Below are 20,436 nucleotides of genomic sequence, written 5' to 3' on the forward strand. Positions count from 1 at the left end.
ATGGGGTACTCCCCGCAGCGAAATAAAGGAGGAGCCGAAGGCGGGGGACATTCGCGGAGGGGAGTACCCCATCGGCGCGCGCCCGCCCCGACCCACGCACCTCATCCAGGGCGCGACGGACCGTACGGCAGGCGCGAGGACTCATGCCGAGATGCACTCGGCGATCGCACGCCCCACGTCGACGGTGTTGGCGGTGCCACCCATGTCGCGGGTGCGCGGACCTTCGCTGAGCACGGTCTCGATGGCCGAGAGCACGGCGGCCGAGGCTTCGGCGTAGACCGGGTTGTCGCCGCCGAGGTGGTCGAGCATCAGCGCGGCCGACCAGATCTGGCCGATGGGGTTGGCGATGCCCTTGCCGGCGATGTCGGGGGCCGAGCCGTGCACGGGTTCGAACAGCGAGGGGAACTTGCGCTCGGGGTTGAGGTTGCCCGAGGGCGCGATGCCGATGGTGCCGGTGCAGGCCGGGCCCAGGTCCGACAGGATGTCGCCGAACAGATTGGAGGCCACCACCACGTCGAACCAGTCCGGGTGCTGCACGAAGTGCGCGCACAGGATGTCGATGTGGTACTTGCTCGTCGCCACGTCGGGGTAGCGCTTCGCGATCTCGGCCAGGCGCTCGTCCCAGTAGGGCATCGTGATCGAGATCCCGTTCGACTTGGTCGCGGCCACCAGGTTCTTGCGCTTGCGGCGGCTCGCCAGCTGGAACGCGTAGTCGATGATCCGGTCCACGCCCGTGCGCGTGAACACCGCTTCCTGGATCGCCATCTCGCGCGGCGTGCCCTCGAACAGGCGACCGCCGACCGAGGTGTATTCGCCCTCGGTGTTCTCGCGCACCACCAGGAAGTCGATGTCGCCGGGCTGGCGGTGCGCCAGCGGGCCGGGCACGCCGGGCATCAGGCGCACCGGGCGCAGGTTCACGTACTGGTCGAACTCGCGGCGGATCTTGATCAACAGGCCCCACACCGCGATGTGGTCGGGCACCTTGTCGGGCGCGCCCACCGCGCCGAAGTAGATCGCGTCGTGGCCCTGGATCTTGTCGTCCCAGTCGGCCGGCATCATCAGGCCGGTGCGCACGTAGTGGTCCGAGCCCCAGTCGAAGTGGTCGAACGAGAAATCGATGCCGAAGCGGCGGCCCACGGCGTCCAGCACGCGAAGGCCCTCGGGCATCACCTCGACGCCGATGCCGTCGCCGGGAATGACGGCGATCCTGTGTTTTGCTTGCATTTGATCCAGTACCCGGTTGATGAGGGACGGCGCGGGGCGCCCGTCATGCGGGGCGTGCGCCTGCCGCGTCGGAGTCTAGGACTGGATCGGCGGGGCGGGATCGGGAATGGCACGTACGCCGGCTTGCCAATATTGGAAGGGGCTGCGGCGGGTCTTTCCAGGGAGATCGGTAATGAACCGGGCTAGTTCTAGCGCTTGGCCTTCCAAAAATTAGAAAGCTGAAGGCCCAATCGGCGATCCCGGGACACGGGCGCGACACGCTCGCGTGCCAGCGCCACGCGAGCGCGCTCCCGCCGCGCGCCCACGCAAAAGCAGGCGCGTCGCGCGGCGCGGGTTCGGGAGGCGAGAGGGAAGCGGATCAGCCGGCTGCGACGGTGCAGCGGTCGCGTCGAACGCGAGGGGAACTGGGAGAAAGAGAGAGGCGGGGAGGGGAGGGAGGAAAGCGGAAAACGAAAAAGCGCGGAACCGTCGAATCTCAGTTGCTGCTGCTGCTGCTCTTGTCGAGCTCGGTGACTTGCAGCGACAGATCGAACAGCTTGGACTTGCTGGCGTAGTAGCGGTCGAGGCGCCATTCCTTGAGGATGTCCATCGCCAGCTGGAAGCTCTTGTAGTCGAGGCTGTAGAGCGTGACGAGTTCGAAGCTGTGTTCGGATTCGAGGGCCAGCACGAGCTGGGCGAGGATCTTGGCCGATTCGTTGGCCGGGTCCGTTTCGATGAATCGGCGAGCGACCTTGATGGCATTCATGGGTGAAAAGTTTCTCGGTAAGGCAGGAGCCGAGAACTATAGCTAGCAGCCCCCAAGGCTTTTATGACAATTCTGTGACATTGCGGGGCATCGAATTGCAGTCCTGCAGAACCTCGCCAAGAGGGAAAACACCCGGATTTCGGCGCTTCGGGGCGGTTTTTCGCATGAAAAAGGCGCCCCGAAGGGCGCCTCGTGGCGGATGCCGATGTCGATCAGCGGATCGGCTGCGGTGCCGGGTAGGGCATCGGCGCGGCCGGATAGGCGGCCGGCGGCACCATCACGGGCTCGGGCGCGCGCATCGCCGGGGCCACCGGGTACGGCGCGGGGGCCGGCATCACGACCGTGGTGACCGACTCGCGGATCACGCCGCCGCCCATCACGCTGCCGTCGACCGCGGCGCGGGTGTTGCCTTCGCCGCCGAGCACGCGGGCCTCGCAGTCGGCGCGGTCGCCCGGCGGTTGCAAGGCACAGCGCTGCAGCGCATTGCGGCGGTAGTCGGGCGCGGCGGTGAGGCCGCCGCGCGCCGCTTCCTGGCGCGCCGCGCCGGCTTCGCGGATGCAGGCCGCGCGGTCCTGCTGGTTGTGGCCGCAGACGGCCAGTTCGCGTTCGTAGGTGGCTTCGCCGCGGCGCGATTGCGCGCTGGCGGTGCCGGCGCTCGCCAGGGCGCCGAGTGCCACGAGGGCGGCGATGGCGCCGCGGGTGAGAAGAAGACGCTGGTTCATGGTGTGTGCTCCTTGAGATCAGCCGATGAAGAGGACGAGGGATCAGCGCGCCGGTGCCGGCTGCGCGGGAAGCGGCGTCACGGTCTCGCGGATCACGCCGCCGCCCATCACGCTGCCTTCGGTGGTGGTGCGGCCGGCGCCCGCGCTGCCGCGGATGCGCGCTTCGCAATCGGCGCGATCGGCCGCGGGTTGTTCGCGGCAGCGCGCGAGCGCATTGGCGTCGTAGCCGCCGGGATCGGCGCTCGTGAGGCCGTTGCGGCCGGCTTCCTGCCGTGCCGCGCCGGCTTCGCGCAGGCAGGCCGCGCGGTCCTGCTGCACGCCGTCGCAGGTGGCGCGCTCCTTCTGCATGCGCGCCTCGGAACCGGGGGCCTGGGCCTGCGCGCCGAGCGCGACCAGGCCGGCCGCGAGCGCGAGGATGCGAAGGGAACGCAGCGGCCGCATCGGTCGGCGGGTCGGGATCGTTCCCGGGTGAACTGTTGGGGTCATCGTGCCTCCTGAAAGAACGCGACTTCCTCGAGAGCGAGGCAGTGCGCGACTGGAGGGCCAGTGTCCGGCCGCGCATGGCGCGCGGCCTGTGGGACGGCACAGACAGCGGACCCGGCGGGACGCGCCCCTGCGTGTGGGACGAATCCCGCAGCTGCGGGACTCGGCCCGTGGGCTCAGCCTTCGGCGATGCGCTTCGCGAGGTGAGCGAGCGCTTCGTCGACCTGGTCGACCAGGATCAGCGAGAGGTCGCCGGGCTGCAGCCGGGCCAGCGCGGCGTCGATGGCGATGAACTCGCCGCGGATCTCGTCGATCTGGCGCGTGCGGGTCGCGCCCTGCAGGCCCTGGCGCAGCAGGCCCATCACCTCGCCGTCGGCGCGGCCGCGCTGGGCCGCGTCCTGGTAGAGGATCACGTCGTCGAAGGCCTGGCCCAGGATCGCGGTCTGGTCGCGGATGTCGGAATCGCGCCGGTCGCCCGCGCCGCTGATGACCACCGAGCGCTTCTTCGCGGGCATGGTGTCCACGGCCGAGACCAGCGCGCGCATGGCGTCGGTGTTGTGGCCGTAGTCGGCGATCACGGTGGCACCGCGGTAGTCCATCACGTTGAAGCGGCCGGGCACGCCGGCGGCGTCGTTGAGGAAGCTCGCGAGGCCGCTGCGGATGGTGTCCCAGTCCAGGCCCACGGCCCAGGCCGCGGCCACGGCGGCCATCACGTTGTCGACCTGGAAGCCGATGCTGCCGCCGCGCGTGATCGGCACGTCGCGCAGCGAGATGCGTTCGCGCCACGAGCCTTCGGCCGCCACCACCGTGTCCTGGTCGACGTAGACGGTGCGCTTGCCCTGCGCGCGGTGCGTGGCCATCACCGGATGCTGGCGGTCGGCCGCGAAGAAGATCACCTCGCCCGGGCAGTTGGTGGCCATCGCGGCGACGTTGGGGTCGGCCGCGTTGAGCACGGCATAGCCGCCGGGCGCCACGTTGCGCACCACCACGCGCTTGAGCACCGCGAGGTCCTCGACGGTGGTGATGTAGTTCAGGCCCAGGTGATCGCCGCTGCCGATGTTGGTGACCACGGCCACCGAGCAGCGGTCGAAGCCCAGGCCCTCGCGCAGCACGCCGCCGCGCGCGACCTCGAACACCGCCGCGTCCACGTCGGGATGCAGCAGCACGTTGCGCGCGCTCTTCGGGCCGCTGCAGTCGCCGCTGTCGGTCTGGCGGCCGTCGACGTACACGCCGTCGGTGTTGGTCATGCCGGTGCGCAGGCCGCTGGAGGCGACGATGTGGTTGATCAGCCGCGTGGTGGTGGTCTTGCCGTTGGTGCCGGTGACCGCGATCACCGGGATGCGGCCGTCATCGCCATGGGCGAACAGCGCGTCGACCACCGCTTCGCCGACCGCGCGGCCGCGGCCGAACGAGGGCGAGATGTGCATGCGCAGGCCCGGTGCGGCATTGACCTCGACGATGCCGCCGTGCTGCTCCTCGAGCGGGCGCAGCACGCTCTCGCAGACCACGTCCACGCCGCAGATGTGCAGGCCGACCATCTGCGCCGCGTCGACCGCGCGCGCCGCCACTTCGGGATGCACGGTGTCGGTCACGTCGGTGGCGGTGCCGCCGGTCGAGAGGTTGGCGTTGTTGCGCAGCACCACGCGCTGGCCCAGCGCGGGCACGCTGTCGGGCGTGAGACCTTGCGCTTCGAGCCGGCCGACGGCGATGTCGTCGAGGCGGATCTTGGTCAGCGAGGTGGCATGGCCCTCGCCGCGGCGCGGATCGAGGTTGACCGTGTCGACCAGCTGGCGCACGGTGGCGCTGCCGTCGCCGATCACGTGCGGCGGATCGCGCCGCGAGGCGGCCACCAGGCGGTCGCCCACCACCAGCAGGCGGAAGTCGAAGCCCGGCAGGAATTTCTCGACCATCACCTCGCCGTGGGCATCGGCGGCCGCGTAGGCCGCATCGAGCTGTTCGCGCGTGGTGATGTTGACGGTCACGCCCTTGCCCTGGTTGCCGTCCTGCGGCTTCACCACCACGGGCAGGCCGATCTCCTGCGCGGCGGCCCAGGCATCGTCCATGTCGGCCACCGGGCGGCCCAGCGGCACCGGCACGCCGGCGGCGTTGAGCAACTGCTTGGTGAGTTCCTTGTCCTGCGCGATCGACTCGGCCACGCCGCTGGTGCTGTCGACCTCGGCGGCCTGGATGCGGCGCTGCTTCGAGCCCCAGCCGAACTGCACCAGGCTGCCGCTGGTGAGGCGGCGGTAGGGGATGCCGCGCGCCACGGCGGCGTCGACGATGGAGCCGGTGCTCGGGCCCAGGCGTTCCGACTCGTCGAGGTCGCGCAGCTCGGTGATGGCGGCGGTGGCGTCGAAGGCGGTGCCGTTCTGCGCCGCGGCGATCAGCGCCTCGGCCAGCTCGAGCGCGCGGCGGCCGACGGCCTCCTCGGTGTATTGCACGACCACCTGGTAGACGCCTTCTTCCAACGTCGGCGAGGTGTGGCCGAAGTTGACCGCGCAGCCGGCCTGGGCCTGCAGCGCCACGGCCGCGTTCTCCAGCACGTGGGCCAGCGCCAGCGGCTGGCCCAGCACCATCGGGTGCAGCTCGCCGATGGTCGGGAAGGCCGCGCGCAGGCGGTCCTCGAAGCCGGCCAGCCGGCCGATGGCGTTCTCGTCGCCGTCGCAGGCAACGACCGCCTCGATGGCGGTGTGGCGGCTCCAGAGGTTGGGGCCGCGAAGGGCGCGGGTGCGGGTGACTTTCATGGGGCGGCGCGGTTCTTCTGGGGTATCGGCGGGTGCCCCGCGAGAACGCGGGGGACCGGATGGATCAGGCGAGCTGGAGTTGGGGCGAGGGCTGGCTCTGCGAGAGCTGCAGCGAGGCCAGTGCCGCCTGCAGGTCGGCCTCGAAGGCCTCGATGCCCGCGCCGATGAGGTTGAGCGGAATGCCCAGCGCCCAGGCCGCGGCCACGGCGGCCAGCAGGCTCTCGAGGCTGACGCCCGCATGGGTGGCGCGCCACACGGTAAGGCGGCCCAGGCCCGGCAGGAACGATTCGCTGGTGCCGTTGGCCAGCACCACGCGGTCCTGGCGGATCAGCACTGCCTTGCCGCCGGCGGCCTGGTGGGCCGTCAGCGACGCGGCCTGCGCGTCCACGCTGTAGAGGATCACGGCGCCGTCGCACAGCGGCGCCAGGCCGGCCACGCGTTCGTCGTCGGCGTTGAGCACCGCGGTGCCCTCGGGCAGCACCACGTCGACCTGGGTGCGCAGCACCTTGACCATGTGGTCGCTCTCGCGGATGTCGAAGTCGCCGAGCTGCTCGAAGCCGCCGAGGTCGGTCACGATGCCGACCTCGCAGCGGTCGTAGGGCAGGCCGTCCTGCAGGATGGTGCGCGCGCCGTTCTCGATCACCACGGCCTGCACCTGGCGGTTCATCAGCAGGCGGTGGCCGGCTTCCCAGTTGGCGCTGTCGCGCGCATCGACGCGGCGGCGCTCGAGGAACAGGCCGTCGCGGCAGGCCAGGCCGGTGTGGCGGCCGCCGAGGCCGACCAGCCAGGCCACCAGGCGGGCGATCACCGCGTTGTCGCGCGAACCGGCCACGCCCACCACGGGGATGCGGCCTTGCGAGTCGTCAGGGAACAGGTGGTCGCAGATCGCGCGGCCCACCGGGCGCGGCGAGCCGACGGCCGGCTTCAGGTGCATCAGCAGGCCGGGGCCGGCGTTCACCTCGACGATGGCGCCGCCCTGCGGGCCGAGCGGCTTGGAGATGTCCTCGCACACCAGGTCGATGCCGGCGATGTCCAGGCCGACCACGCGCGCGGCCAGCTCGACCATGTGCGCGACCTCGGGATGGACGCTGTCGGTGCAGTCGATCGCGACGTTGCCGTTGCGCTGGATCAGCACGCGGCGGCCGGCCTCGGGTACCGATTCGGGCACCAGGCCCTGGCGGCGCAGGTCCGACAGGATCGCGCCGTCGCGCGCGCCCAGGAACGACAGCGGGAAGTCCTCGGTGTCGCCGCGGCGCGGGTCGCTGTTGATCTGCAGGTCGATGAGCTCGCTGCAGTCGGACTTGCCGTCGCCCGTGACCCAGACGGTCTCGCCGCGCGCGGCCGCCACCATGCGGCCGCCGACCACCAGCACGCGGTGTTCCTCGCCGCGGATGTAGCGCTCGACCAGCACTTCGCTGCCGTGGCGCTCGGCCACGGAGAAGGCGGCCTCGATGTCCTCGCGCTTGGTCAGGTCGAGGATCACGCCGCGGCCGTGGTTGCCGTCGGAGGGCTTGACCACCACCGGCACGCCCATCTCCTCGGCCACTTCCCAGGCCTCGGCCGGGCTGGCGACCGCCTGGCCGCCGGGCACCGGGATGCCGCAGCCCGCGAGCAGCGACTTGGTCAGCACCTTGTCGCTGGCGATCGATTCGCCGATGGCGCTGGTGTAGTCGGTCTCGGCGGTCCAGATGCGCTGCTGGTTGGCGCCGTAGCCCATCTGGACCAGGTTGCCGCTGTTCAGGCGCATGTAGGGGATGTCGCGGTCGATCGCGGCATTCACGATCGCCTCGGTGCTCGGGCCGAGGTAGCAGTCATCGACCTTCGACTTGATCGCCTCGATCGCGGCCTGCACGTCGGCCGGGCCGATCGGGTCGTCGTTGATCGCGGCCATCATGATGCGGTGGCCCTCGGCCAGCGCCACCCGCGCCACCTGCTCGTCACGCGAGCGGAACACCATGCGGTAGGTGCCCGAGACCGAGGTCTCGCGGGTCTGGCCGAAACCGGTGGCCATGCCGGCCAGGTTCAGCAGTTCGATCACCACGTGCTCGAGCACGTGGCCCGACCAGGTGCCTTCGCGCAGCCGCTGGATGAAGCCGCCGCGCTCGCCGACGCCGCAGTGGTGCTCGATCAGCGCCGGCAGCAGGGTCGTCAGCCGGTCGCCGAAGCCTTCGATCTTGTTGGAGGGGAATTCCTCGAGCCGGCCGAGGTCCAGCCAGACTTCGAGCACCGGGCGGTAGGTCCAGATGCTCGGGCCGCGCAAATAGTTGATGCGCAGCAGGCGAATGTCGTCGAAACGGGTCATGCAAACGTTCGATGTGCTTTGGCCGAGCACCGCGGCGCCTTCAAGCGCGCCCATGGCGATCGGTCAGAATCGGCGCCCCGCGAAGGGCGTCATGGCGCGGTCCCAGCGGGCCGCGACGGGCAAGAGTCAAAGAAACACAATGCAACATCACGATCCAGTCGGCACCCAGGAGGGCGAAAACGAAGCGGTTTCAGAGGCTCTGAAAAGCCGGCTCGCAGTCGCGGAAAACGTTCTGGCAACACTGTCGGTTGACCTCGATGAAGAACTTCGTTTCAGTTTTGGCCTGGTGGCGCTCACCGACCAGCGGCTGCTGGCGCTGGAGCCCGGCGGCAAAGGCGTCTGGCGTGAGTGGTCGCTCGCCGACCCGGCGCTGGCGCTGCAGCTGAGCGACCAGTCGGGGGTCGGCCTGCTCGACCTGGTGGGCGGCGAGGGCCGGCTGGCGCGCTGGCGCTACACCCTGGCCAGCCAGGTCGCCGCGCTGCGCCTGCTGCGGCTGTTCGGCCAGCGTGCCAGCCATGCCGGCGGTGTCGCGCGCGCGACACCCGAGGCCGAAGCCGACGAGGTCGACACCGAGCTCCAGACCCCGCCCTCGACCTGGGTGCTGCTGCGGCTGGGCCGCTTCGCCCGGCCCTACCGCAAGCAGCTGATCGCCGGCTTCTTCCTCACCGTGCTGTCCACGGCCGCCACCCTGGTGCCGCCGTACCTCACGATCCCGCTGATGGACGACATCCTGATCCCGTTCCAGAACGGGCAGAAGATCGATCCGATGCGCGTGGGCCTCTACCTGAGCGGCCTGCTCGGCGCGGCGCTGGTCGGCTGGGGCCTGGGCTGGGCGCGCACCTACCTGCTGGCGCTGGTGTCCGAGCGCATCGGCGCCGACCTGCGCACCACCACCTACGAGCACCTGCTGACCCTGCCGCTCGACTACTTCGGCGGCAAGCGCACCGGCGACCTGATGGCGCGCATCGGCTCCGAAACCGACCGCATCAACGTCTTCCTGTCGCTGCATGCGCTCGATTTCGCGAACGACGTGCTGATGATCGTCATGACGGCGGCGATCCTGATCTCGATCAATCCGCTGCTGGCCGTGGTCACGCTGGTGCCGCTGCCCTTCATCGCCTGGATGATCCACGTGGTGCGCGACCGGCTGCGCACCGGCTTCGAGAAGATCGACCGCGTCTGGTCCGAGGTCACCAACGTGCTGGCCGACACCATTCCCGGCATCCGCGTGGTCAAGGCCTTCGCCCAGGAGCGCCGCGAGGCCGAGCGCTTCCGCGCCGCCAATGCCTACAACCTGCAGGTCAACGACAAGCTCAACCGCACCTGGTCGGTGTTCACGCCCACGGTGTCGCTGCTGACCGAGATCGGCCTGCTGGTGGTCTGGGGCTTCGGCATCTGGCAGGTGGCGCGCGGCAGCATCACGGTGGGCGTGCTGACCGCCTTCATCGCCTACATCGGCCGTTTCTACACGCGCATGGACTCGATGAGCCGCATCGTCTCGGTGACGCAGAAGGCCGCGGCCGGCGCCAAGCGCATCTTCGACATCCTCGACCACGTGAGCAACGTGCCCGAACCCGCGAACCCGGTGAAGGTGGAGCGGGTGCAGGGCGCGATCGCGATGCGCGGGCTGGGCTTCCGCTACGGCTCGCGCGCCGTCATCCACGACCTCGACCTGCGCATCGAGCCCGGCGAGATGATCGGCCTGGTGGGCCACAGCGGCTCGGGCAAGAGCACGCTGGTCAACCTGATCTGCCGCTTCTACGACGCGACCGAGGGCGCGATCGAGGTCGACGGCACCGACATCCGCCGCTTCGCCGTGGCCGACTACCGGCGCCACGTCGGGCTGGTGCTGCAGGAGCCCTTCCTGTTCTTCGGCACCATCGCGCAGAACATCGCCTACGGCAAGCCCGACGCCACGCGCGAGGAGATCGTGGCCGCGGCGCGCGCCGCCCATGCGCACGACTTCATCCTGCGGCTGCCGCATGGCTACGACTCGCTGGTGGGCGAGCGCGGCCAGGGCCTGTCGGGCGGCGAGCGCCAGCGCATCAGCATCGCGCGCGCGCTGCTGATCGACCCGCGCATCCTGATCCTCGACGAGGCCACCTCGGCGGTCGACACCGAGACCGAGAAGGAGATCCAGAAGGCGCTCGACAACCTCGTGCAGGGCCGCACCACGATCGCGATCGCGCACCGGCTCTCGACCCTGCGCAAGGCCGACCGCCTGGTGGTGATGGACCGCGGCGAGATCGTCGAGGTCGGCCCGCACGACGCGCTCATGGCCAAGCAGGGCGCCTACTGGCGCCTCTACCAGGCGCAACTGCGCCAGGGCGACGACGACGCGAGCGAAGGCGCGGCCAACGAGCGCGTGGGCGCGCAGGGCATCCCGGTGAGCCATGCGGCGCATCCGGCGGGAGACGCATGATGGAAACGACGACGATCACCCCGCCCGGCTTCGGGCTCGAGCGCGATGCCTTCGGCCGGCTGGTGCTGACCGATGCCCAGGGCCAGCGGCACGTGGGCGTCGCGCCGGTGCGGGCCTTCCCGCTCAGCGCGCCGGGCGAAGGCATCTCGCTGGTCGGTGGCGAGGGCCGCGAGCTGGTCTGGATCGACCGCGTCGATCAGCTGCCGCCCGCGGCGCGCGCGCTGCTCGAGGAGGAACTCGCGGTGCGCGACTTCGCGCCCACGCTGCTCAAGCTGCATGCCGTGTCGAGCTTCGGTGTGCCCAGCACCTGGACCGTGAGCACCGACCGTGGCGACACCCGCTTCGTGCTCAAGGCCGAGGAGGACATCCGCCGGCTCGAGCACGGCGCGCTGCTGATCGCGAGCGCGCACGGGGTGCAGTTCCGCATCGCCGATCTGAAGGCGCTCGACCGCGCGTCGCGCAAGTTGCTCGAGCGCTTTCTCTAGTCAGCGAGAGCCCATCCAGCGCAGCGCCGCCCCGCCCGCCGTCGCCGCCACGCCGCTCGCGAAGGTGCCCCAGGCCATGTCGAGCAGCGACAGGCCCAGCGGCCAGCCCTTCATGATCGAGAGGTTGGTGAGGTCGTAGGTGGCGTAGGCGAACAGGCCGAGCAGGGCGCCCAGCAGCGCGGTACGCGCGAGGCTCGCGGCCTCGGCGCCGGGCAGCACCGCGAAGAACACCAGGCCCACCGGGTACAGCAGGTAGAACAGCGCCGCGAAGCCCAGCTTCGGCTCGGAGGCCATCAGGTGGCCCAGCCCCTGCTGGTAGAGGTTCTTGGCGATCACGCCGAGCCAGAGCGAATCGATCAGCGCCATCACGAGGAAGGTGGCGGCCCAGGCGGCGAGGTGTTTGGTGGTCATGGCGGCGGTGCGGATGGGTGGGGTGTCGCGGCCATCGTAGCGAGGCCCGGGGGCCGCGGGTAGCGCCGGCGGCGCGGGCTGCGAAAATCGCGCGTTCGGACTACAGCTCCGTCGTTCCCGCGCACCGACGCGCCTTGCCATCCATTCCTTGAGCCCACCATGCCCCTGCACACCACCGCCCTCGTCCTGTTCTCCGGCGGGCAGGACTCCACCACCTGCCTGGCCGACGCCCTCTCGAAGTACCAGCGCGTCGAGACCCTGGGCTTCGACTACGGCCAGCGCCACCGCGTCGAACTCGACGTGCGCGCCGGCATCCTGGCCTCGCTGCGCGAGCGCTTTCCCGACTGGGCGCCGCGCCTGGGCCAGGACCACGTGCTCACGCTGGCGGCGCTGGCGCAGCTCGGCGGCTCCTCGCTGACCGAGGAGGTCGCGTTCGAGATGCAGGCCGACGGCCTGCCCAACACCTTCGTGCCGGGGCGCAACCTGCTGTTCCTCACGCTGGCCGGCGCGCTGGCCTACCGGCGCGGGCTGCAGGTGATCGTCACCGGCGTCTGCGAGACCGACTTCTCGGGCTACCCTGACTGCCGCGACGACACCATGAAGGCGATGCAGCTCGCGCTGTCGCTGGGGTTGGAGCGCCGGCTGGTGATCGACACGCCGCTGATGTGGATCGACAAGGCCGAGACCTGGCAGCTCGCGCACCGCCTCGGCGGCCAGCCGCTGGTGGACCTGATCGTGGAGGAGACCCACACCTGCTACCTGGGCGACCGCACGCACCGCCATGCCTGGGGCTACGGGTGCGGCGAGTGCCCGGCCTGCGAGCTGCGAGCCCGGGGCTGGGCGCGCTATGCCGAGCCGGCCGTGCCCGGCACCACCTCCACGCGGTAGCGCGCGGGCGCGCCCTCGGCCTCGGGCACCAGCGTCCAGCGCTGGGTGTGGAACTCGCCGACCGCGGCGCGGTGCGCGATCGAGACCATCGCGCCGCCTTTCTCGCGCACCATCCCGGCCAGCCGCTGGTAGAGCGTGCGCTCGGCCGGCGCGTCGAGCGCGCTACTGATCTCGTCGGCGAAGATCCAGCGCGGCTTCTTGAGCAGCACGCGCGCGATCGCGAGCCGCTGCTGCTCGCCGCCCGAGAGCTTCTGGCCCCAGGCGTCGCTGTCGTCGAGGCGCGCCACGAGGTCGGGCAGCAGCGCATCGGCCAGGGCCTGGCGCAACTGGTCGTCGCTGAAATCCGTCGACGGGTTGGGATAGGTCAGGGCATCGCGCAGCTTGCCGTCCGGCACGTAGGGACGCTGGGGCATGAAGGCCACGTCCTCGGGCACTTCGAGCCGGCCCTTCGAGAACGGCCAGATGCCCGCGAAGGCGCGGAACAGCGTCGACTTGCCGCTGCCCGAGGGACCTTGCACCAGCACGCTGTCGCCGGGCTGCACCGACAGGGCGGCGCCGCTGAGCAGCGGCGTGCCGTTGGGCAGCGCGACCGACAGGTCCTGCGTGCTCAGCGCCGCGGCCGGCGCGCGCTCCAGCGTTTCGGGGCGCGCGGCGTGCGCGGTCATGCCCTCGTCGAAGCTCGAGAGGCGGTCCGCGGTGGCGCGCCAGACGGCCAGGCTGTCGTAGTTGTCGACGAACCAGCTCAGCGACTCCTGCACCTTGCCGAAGGCCGAGCCGATCTGCATCAGGTGGCCGAGCTGGAAGGCGCCGCCGAAGTACTGCTGCCCCGCGACCAGGAACGGAAAGATCACGGCCGCCTGGCCGAAGAAGGAGGTGAAGGTGACGAGGTTCTTCTGCTGCTTGATCAGCAGCAGGTAGTTGCGCAGCACGTTGCCGAAGCGCGTGTCGAGCTGGGCGCGCTCGACCTTCTCGCCGTGGTCCAGCGCCACCGCTTCGCTGTATTCGCGCACGCGCATCAGGTGGTGCCGGAAGTCGGCCTCGTAGCGCTGCTGGCGGAAGTTGATCCCGATCAGCGGGCGGCCGATGAAGTGCGTGATCGCGGTGCCGACGATGGAGTAGGCGAGCGCGATCCAGACCATCGCGCCCACCACCTGGTAGGTGGTGCCGCTGAAGGTGAACGAGAAGTTGCCCGACAGGCCCCAGAGCAGGCCGATGAAGCTCATCAGCGTGACGACCGCGTTCAGCAGGCCCATCGACAGCGACATGGTGGCGCTGGTGAACATCTGCACGTCTTCCTGGATCCGCTGGTCGGGGTTGTCGGGCGCCTGGCCTTCCTTGCCGGCGTAGCGCGCCAGCTCGAGGTGGTAGAAGGTCCGGTCGGCCATCCAGCGCGACATGTACTCGCGCGTCATCCAGGTGCGCCAGCGCAGCTGCAGCAGCTGTGTCACGTAGAACTTGAGCACCTGCACCGCGATGTTGAAGAAGGCGATCCAGCCGAACACGCCGACCTCGCGCCAGAAGCTCGCCGCGTCCTTGTTCTGCAGCGCATCGTAGAAGCGCCCATACCACTGGTTGCCGAGCACCGCCACGTACACGTAGCCCAGGTTGAGCGCGACGATGGTCGCGAACATGAGCCGCGCCTTCCATTTCTCGTCGGACCGGAAGTAGGGCGCCGCGAGCTTGAAGACGCGGCGCAGCACCTGCAGGAAGGTCTGGGCGCGTTCGTTGACGGTGGGGGACATGCTGGCTTTCCTCGCTGGCGCAGGCGCGCCGGTCATCGTGAGGAGGCCATAGTAGACAAATGTTTCTTAAACCGGGCTGAAACATGCCGGCACGGCATGCGACCGGCCTGCGCCGCCCTCAGTAGGTGTCCAGCATCACGCGCGCCGCGGTCGCCAGGAAGTGGGCCAGCGGCGGCGTCTTCAGGCCTTCGACCTTCGCCTCCTCGTCCCACAGCCGCAGCCGGATCGCATCGCCCGACCACGGATGGTCGGCGAAGCGCCGCGCGGCCGCGTCGTTCATCGGCCCGCCCTGCAGTTGCAGGCTGCGCACCGAATCGGGCGAGAGCCGCGCGAAGTAGTCGGGCCGGGTCGCGCAGAGGTAGCGCTTGGCATCCACGTGCAGCCGGATCGGTTCGCGCACCTCGAGGCCGAAGGCGCCGCGCAGCAGTGGCAGCGCGATGTACTGGTGGCGGTCGTCGATGCCGAGCTCGGTCGGCGAGCGCTCGAGCGTCTGGTGCTCGGTGATCAGCATGTGGCCCAGGTCGTGCAGCAGCGCGGCCGTGACCAGCGCGTCGCCGGCCCCGGCCTGTTCGGCCAGCCAGGCGCATTGCAGCGCGTGCTCGGCCTGCGACACCGGCTCGCCCGCATAGGCGACGCCGCCGCGTTCGGCAAACAGGCGGGCGATCTCGGCGAGGTCGAGTGTCATTGTTCTGAAACGAAGCGCGGGCGACAGCACACCGAAGTTCGCGGATCTCGATGACAAGGCCGTGACCGCCCGTGCGAGCCCGGTCGCGGGAAGGGTTTTGGCATGCCCCAACGCATGCGTTTGACAAATCCCTGTCACACGCCGCTGCCAGCATCGCCGCGTCCACGGCAGGCCTGCGCCACCGTGTTGCGTTTTCGTTTTTCTCCCGTTTTTCGCTCCAATTCTTTCCCGAGGGATCTCACCATGCTGCGTCGTTGTCTTCGCTGGGCCGCCGTGCCCGCCCTGCTTTCGCTGGCCTTCGCCGCCACCGCCCAGGGCCGCACCGAGCTGCTGGTCTACACCGCGCTCGAGGCCGACCAGGTGCAGGCCTACAAGGCCGCGTTCGAGAAGGAGAACCCGACCATCGAGCTGAAGTTCGTGCGCGACTCCACCGGCATCGTCACCGCCAAGCTGCTGGCCGAGAAGGCCAACCCGCAGGCCGACGTGGTGTGGGGCCTGGCCGCCACCTCGCTGATGCTGCTCGACAAGGAAGGCATGCTGCAGCCCTACGCGCCCAAGGGCCTCGACGCGGTGAAGCCCACCATGCGCGATCCGGCCAACCCGCCCAAGTGGGTCGGCATGGACGTGTGGTCCTCGGCCATCTGCTTCAACACCGCCGAAGCAACCAAGAAGAACCTGCCCAAGCCCACGAGCTGGGCCGACCTCACGAACCCGGTCTACAAGGGCCAGATCACGATGCCCAACCCGGCCGCCTCGGGCACCGGCTACCTGATGGTCTCGGGCTGGATCCAGATGATGGGCGAGGACAAGGCCTGGAAGTACATGGACGCGCTGCATCAGAACATCGGCATCTACAGCCAGTCGGGCAGCAAGCCCTGCCGCCAGGCCGGCGCCGGCGAGTTCGCGCTCGGCATGTCCTTCGAATACCGCGCCAACAAGACCAAGCGCGACGGCGCGCCGATCGACATCGTGCTGCCGAAGGAAGGCCTGGGCTGGGACATGGAAGCCACCGGCATCATCAAGACCAGCAAGAAGCAGGAAGCCGCCAAGGCACTGGCCGACTGGGCCGTGACGAAGCAGGCCAACGAGCTCTATGCGAAGAACTTCGCGGTGCTGGCGCTGCCGGGCATCCAGGAGAAGCTGGAATTCGTGCCGGGCGACGTGGAGAAGCTGCTGGCCAAGAACGACTTCACCTGGGCCGCCGCGAACCGCGACCGCATCCTGGCCGAGTGGTCCAAGCGCTACGAATCGAAGTCCGAGAAGAAGCCGATGTGAGGGGCTGACGGCTCTTCGCATCCCTCTTTCCTTTTTTCTTCTTCTCTTCCAGCAGGCAGCCGCGCATGACGACGAGCTTTCTTTCCCTCCGCGGCATCGGCAAGTCCTTCGGCGCGACGCGCGTGCTCGACGGCATCGACCTCGACATCGAACCGGGCGAGTTCGTCTGCCTGCTCGGCCCCTCGGGCTGCGGCAAGACGACCTTGCTGCGCATCGTCTGCGGCATCGAGCGCGCGGACCACGGGCAGATCCTGCTCGGCGGCCAGGACATCGCGGGCCTGCCGCCGGCGGCGCGCGGCTTCGGGGTGGTGTTCCAGTCGTATGCGCTGTTCCCCAACCTGACGGCGGCGCAGAACATCGCCTACGGCCTGCATCCCACGGGCGCGCTGGCGCGCGAGATGGCCAAGCGTTCGCGCGAGATGCTCGACCTGGTGGGCCTGGCGGCGCATGCCGACAAGTACCCGGTACAACTCTCGGGCGGCCAGCAGCAGCGCGTGGCACTGGCCCGCGCGCTCGCGCCCAATCCGCGCCTGCTGCTGCTCGACGAGCCGCTGTCGGCGCTCGACGCGCAGGTGCGCGCCAGCCTGCGCACCGAGATCCGTGCGCTGCAGAAGCGCCTGGGCATCGTCACCATCATGGTCACGCACGACCAGGAAGAGGCACTCTCGATGGCCGACCGCGTGGTGTTGATGCACGACGGCCGCATCGAGCAGGCCGGCACGCCCGACGAGCTCTACCGCCAGCCGCGCACGCGTTTCGTGGCGGGCTTCGTCGGCCGCATGAACATGCTGCCGGCCACGGTGCTGGCCGACGGCAAGGTGCGCGTGCGCGACGCCGAGCTGTTCTGCGCCCCCGGCAACCTCAGCGTGGGTTCGCAGGCCACCGTGGGCATTCGTCCCGAGCACGTGGTGGTGAAGCGCTTCGGTGCCGAGCTCGGCGCCAACAGCTTCGCGGCGCGTCTGCTCGACACCGAGTTCTTCGGCAACCGCACCGCCGCGCGCCTGGCCTGCGAGCCGCTGGGCATCGAGATCGAGGCCGAGCTGCCGGCCGATGCGCAAGGCAATGGCGGCGAGCCGCTGGTGCCGAGCAGCATGGTGCATATCCAGTTGCCTTTGCATGCGCTGTCGGTGCTGGCGCATTGAATGACGTCTTGCGCTCTGGCTCTCGATAGGGTCCGCTCGGGGCGGACTCACGCCGACGGGGTACTCCCCTCCGCGAATGTCCCCCGCCCTTCGGGCTCCTCCTTTATTTCGCTGCGGGGAGTACCCCATCGACGTGAGCCTGGGACGCGGCGGCTGAATCGGCCCGCACCACTGCTGCGCCTCCGTGCACAGGGCAGTGGGTGCTTCCCGCAGCGAAATAAAGGAGGAGCCGAAGGCGGGGGACATTCGCGGAGGGAAGTACCCGCTGTCCTGTGCACGCGCCCCGGACAATCAAAATGAGCAGCACCCAAGAAGCCATTGCAGTAATCCCCGCAGCGCCGATACGCACCAACGCCGTAGACCGCGAACGCTGGCTCACCGGCGCCGCGGTACTGCTCGTCGTCGCATTGCTGCTGGTCATCGTCGCCTTCCCGGTCAGCGCACTCGTGGGTCAGAGCTTCTTCGACCGCGAAGGCGGCTTCGTAGGCCTCGCCAACTTCGCGCGCTACCTCGACAACCCCGCCCTGGTCCAGTCCGCCTTCAACAGCCTCTGGCTGGCCGCGATCAGCGCCGTGATCTGCACCGCCATCGCCTACGTCTACGCGTATGGCCTCACGCTCTCGTGCATGCCGGCCAAGGGCGTGCTGCGCGCCGTCGCGCTGATACCGCTGCTCGCGCCCTCGCTGCTGCCCGCCATCAGCCTGGTCTACCTGTTCGGCAACCAGGGCCTGTTCAAGGGCCTGCTCGGTGGCGCGTCCATCTACGGTCCGCTGGGCATCGTGCTGGGCTCGGTGTTCTGGACCCTGCCGCATGCGCTGCTGATCCTCACCACCGCGATGGCGACCTCCGACGGCCGCCTCTACGAGGCCGCGCAGACCCTCGGTGCTTCGCGCTGGCGCATGTTCCGCACCGTCACCTTGCCGTCCACGCGCTACGGGCTGATCGTGGCCGCGATGGTGGTGTTCGTGCTGGTGATCACCGACTTCGGCGTGCCCAAGGTGGTGGGCGGCCAGACCGGCGTGCTCGCGACCGACATCTACAAGCAGGTGGTCGGGCAACAGAACTTCCAGATGGGCGCGGTGGTGGGCTTCGTGCTGCTGATCCCGGCCGTGCTGTCCTTCCTGGTCGAGCGCCATGTGCGTCGCAAGCAGGCCGCGGCGCTGTCGGCGCGCGCCACGCCCTACCAGCCCGAGCCGGTGCGCACGCGCGACCGCGCGCTGCTCGTGTTCTGCGCACTCACGGCCTGCGCCATCCTCGTGATGATCGGCATGGCCGTGTTCGCCTCGCTCGCCACCTACTGGCCCTACCAGCTCGCGCCCTCGTTCAAGAACTACGACTTCAGCAACATGGACGGCGGCGGCTGGGGCAGCTACTTCAACTCGCTGCGGCTCGCGGTCTGCGCCGCCGTGGCGGGCGCGCTGCTCACCTTCGTCTCGGCCTACCTGGTCGAGAAGCCGCGCCACTTCGGCCTGCTGCGCGAACTGCTGAACCTGCTGGCCAACCTGCCGCTCGCCGTGCCGGGCCTGGTGCTCGGCGTGGGCTACATCTTCTTCTTCATCTCGCCCTCGAACCCGCTGCGCGCCATCTACGGCAGCATGACCATCCTCGTGGTCTGCACCGTGGCGCATTTCTTCTCGGTCGCGCACCTCACCTCGCTGACCGCGCTGCGCCAGCTCGACCGCGAGTACGAGCTGGTCTCCGAATCGATGGGCATCCCGTTCTGGCGCACCCTGTGGCGCGTGCACCTGCCGGTCGCGCTGCCCACGGTGCTCAACGTCGGCGGCTACTTCTTCGTCAACGCGATGACCACCGTCTCGGCCGTCGTGTTCCTCTATTCGCCGCAGACCACGCTGGCCGCCATCGCCGTGCTCAACATGGACGATGCCGGCGACGTGGCGCCCGCCGCGGCCATGGCCTCGCTGATCATGCTCACGGCCGCCGCCGGCCGCGGCCTGTTCGCGCTGGCCGGCCACTGGGCGCTCGCGCGCACCCAAGCCTGGAGACACCGTTGACCGCCGCTCCCAACTCCTCCTCCTTCGACGTCATCGTCGTCGGCGCCGGCATCGTCGGCCTCGCGCACGCCTACACGGCCGTCAAGCGCGGCCTGCGGGTCTGCGTGATCGAGCGCGACGCCGCCTGCATCGGTGCCTCGATCCGCAACTTCGGCTTCATCACCGTGACCGGCCAGGCGCCGGGCGACAGCTGGCGCCGCGCCATGCATTCGCGCGATGTGTGGCAGGAGATCGCGCCGCAGGCCGACATCGACATCGTGCACCGCCACCTGTGGCTCGCGGCCTACCGGCCCGAGGCGCATGCGGTGCTCGAGGCCTTCATGCGCACGCCCATGGGCGAGGCCTGCCAACTCATCGATGCCGCCGAGGCCCAGGCCAAGGCGCCCGCGCTGCACCTGGCCGAGGCGCGCTCGGTGCTGTTCAGCCCGCACGAGCTGCGCGTGGAATCGCGCACCGCGATCGCCCGGCTCGCCACCTGGCTGGCGCGCGCGCACGGCGTGACCTTCCGCTTCGGCGAGGCCGTGCTCGAGGTGCAGACGCCGCGCGTGCGCACCTCGCGCGGCGAGCTGCATGCCGAGCGCGTGGTGGTCTGCACCAACAGCGAACTGCATGGCCTGTTCGCCGATCGCATCGCGGCCCACGACCTCACCCTGTGCCGGCTGCAGATGCTGCGCGTGCAGCCCGAGGCCGGCTTCCGGCTGCCGGGCTCGGTGATGATGGACCTGAGCCTGGTGCGCTACGAGGGCTACAGCACGCTGCCCGAGGCGGCCGCGCTGCGCGAGCGCCTGCAGCAGGAGGAGGCCGCTTCGCTCGCGCACGGCATCCACCTGATCGTGGTGCAGAGCGCCGACGGCTCGCTGGTGGTCGGCGATTCGCACCACTACGCCGCCGCGCCCGAGCCCTTCGCGCTGGAGGAGGTCGACCGCCTGATCCTGCGCCACCTGCGCAGCACGCTCGACCTCGAGAGCGCCCAGATCGTCGAGCGCTGGAACGGCGTCTATCCCTCCTCGAAGACCACGCCCTGCGTGATCGACGCGCCCGACGACGCGACCCGCGTGGTGCTGGTCACCAGCGGCACCGGCGCCAGCACCGGCTTCGGCATCGCGCACGACGTGTTCGCCGGCTGGTGATCCCTTTTCATTCACGCGAGTCCT

The 20,436-nt window shown here is 69.8% G+C and carries 16 protein-coding genes; 7 read left to right on the forward strand and 9 right to left on the reverse strand.

Annotated features, from left to right (window positions below; all coding sequences use genetic code 11):
* Positions 1–141: 141 nt before the first annotated feature.
* From AC07PU_RS27700 to AC07PU_RS27725, 6 genes are all read right to left on the reverse strand, one after another.
* Positions 142–1,224, reverse strand: a complete 1,083-nt coding sequence (locus AC07PU_RS27700; RefSeq protein WP_093355354.1) for a tartrate dehydrogenase — start codon at positions 1,222–1,224, stop codon at positions 142–144.
* A gap of 475 nt (positions 1,225–1,699) precedes the next feature.
* On the reverse strand, positions 1,700–1,969 hold the full coding sequence (locus AC07PU_RS27705) for a hypothetical protein (protein WP_093355358.1): 270 nt from the start codon (positions 1,967–1,969) through the stop codon (positions 1,700–1,702).
* 212 nt (positions 1,970–2,181) lie between these two features.
* Positions 2,182–2,691 carry a hypothetical protein gene (locus AC07PU_RS27710; RefSeq protein ID WP_495321663.1) on the reverse strand — a complete coding sequence of 170 codons (510 nt, stop codon included), beginning with the start codon at positions 2,689–2,691 and terminating at the stop codon, positions 2,182–2,184.
* Positions 2,692–2,733: 42 nt separating this feature from the next.
* Complete coding sequence (locus AC07PU_RS27715; protein WP_495321828.1) at positions 2,734–3,132, reverse strand: hypothetical protein; 399 nt, start codon at positions 3,130–3,132, stop codon at positions 2,734–2,736.
* A gap of 218 nt (positions 3,133–3,350) precedes the next feature.
* On the reverse strand, positions 3,351–5,918 hold the full coding sequence (gene cphA / locus AC07PU_RS27720) for a cyanophycin synthetase (protein WP_495321664.1): 2,568 nt from the start codon (positions 5,916–5,918) through the stop codon (positions 3,351–3,353).
* A gap of 64 nt (positions 5,919–5,982) precedes the next feature.
* Entirely contained in the window at positions 5,983–8,220 is a 2,238-nt protein-coding gene (locus AC07PU_RS27725; RefSeq protein WP_256223074.1) for a cyanophycin synthetase, read from the reverse strand.
* A 139-nt stretch (positions 8,221–8,359) separates the two neighbouring features.
* Here AC07PU_RS27725 and AC07PU_RS27730 point away from each other — a divergent pair, with 139 nt between their 5' ends.
* Together AC07PU_RS27730 and AC07PU_RS27735 are read left to right on the forward strand one after the other, a co-directional pair.
* Complete coding sequence (locus AC07PU_RS27730) at positions 8,360–10,642, forward strand: cyanophycin metabolism-associated ABC transporter (protein WP_093355374.1); 2,283 nt, start codon at positions 8,360–8,362, stop codon at positions 10,640–10,642.
* Entirely contained in the window at positions 10,642–11,127 is a 486-nt protein-coding gene (locus AC07PU_RS27735) for a cyanophycin metabolism-associated DUF1854 family protein (protein ID WP_093355377.1), read from the forward strand. Before AC07PU_RS27730 ends, AC07PU_RS27735 begins: the two co-directional genes overlap by 1 nt.
* Here the strand turns inward: AC07PU_RS27735 and AC07PU_RS27740 are convergent, their stop codons facing one another.
* Positions 11,128–11,538 carry a DUF2177 family protein gene (locus AC07PU_RS27740; RefSeq protein WP_296780600.1) on the reverse strand — a complete coding sequence of 137 codons (411 nt, stop codon included), beginning with the start codon at positions 11,536–11,538 and terminating at the stop codon, positions 11,128–11,130.
* 159 nt (positions 11,539–11,697) lie between these two features.
* Here AC07PU_RS27740 and queC point away from each other — a divergent pair, with 159 nt between their 5' ends.
* Positions 11,698–12,426, forward strand: a complete 729-nt coding sequence (gene queC, locus AC07PU_RS27745; protein WP_495321665.1) for a 7-cyano-7-deazaguanine synthase QueC — start codon at positions 11,698–11,700, stop codon at positions 12,424–12,426.
* Here the strand turns inward: queC and AC07PU_RS27750 are convergent.
* Positions 12,384–14,168, reverse strand: a complete 1,785-nt coding sequence (locus AC07PU_RS27750; RefSeq protein WP_395348774.1) for an ABC transporter ATP-binding protein/permease — start codon at positions 14,166–14,168, stop codon at positions 12,384–12,386. The genes queC and AC07PU_RS27750 overlap by 43 nt on opposite strands.
* 118 nt (positions 14,169–14,286) lie before the next feature.
* A complete protein-coding gene (locus AC07PU_RS27755; RefSeq protein ID WP_208512514.1) occupies positions 14,287–14,853 on the reverse strand; it encodes a phosphonate degradation HD-domain oxygenase in 567 nt (188 codons plus the stop codon).
* A 243-nt stretch (positions 14,854–15,096) separates the two neighbouring features.
* Here AC07PU_RS27755 and AC07PU_RS27760 point away from each other — a divergent pair, with 243 nt between their 5' ends.
* From AC07PU_RS27760 to AC07PU_RS27775, 4 genes are all read left to right on the forward strand, one after another.
* On the forward strand, positions 15,097–16,128 hold the full coding sequence (locus AC07PU_RS27760; protein WP_057593792.1) for a putative 2-aminoethylphosphonate ABC transporter substrate-binding protein: 1,032 nt from the start codon (positions 15,097–15,099) through the stop codon (positions 16,126–16,128).
* 65 nt (positions 16,129–16,193) lie between these two features.
* The gene (locus AC07PU_RS27765; RefSeq protein WP_296801450.1) at positions 16,194–17,270 is read left to right on the forward strand and encodes an ABC transporter ATP-binding protein; all 1,077 of its coding nucleotides are present in this window, start codon (positions 16,194–16,196) and stop codon (positions 17,268–17,270) included.
* Between the two features lie 296 nt (positions 17,271–17,566).
* Complete coding sequence (locus AC07PU_RS27770; RefSeq protein ID WP_495321666.1) at positions 17,567–19,282, forward strand: putative 2-aminoethylphosphonate ABC transporter permease subunit; 1,716 nt, start codon at positions 17,567–17,569, stop codon at positions 19,280–19,282.
* Positions 19,279–20,412, forward strand: a complete 1,134-nt coding sequence (locus AC07PU_RS27775; protein ID WP_495321667.1) for a TIGR03364 family FAD-dependent oxidoreductase — start codon at positions 19,279–19,281, stop codon at positions 20,410–20,412. The genes AC07PU_RS27770 and AC07PU_RS27775 overlap by 4 nt, the downstream gene beginning before the upstream one ends.
* The last annotated feature ends 24 nt before the right edge of the window (positions 20,413–20,436 follow it).

Source organism: Variovorax sp. GW821-FHT10D07 (assembly GCF_059415325.1).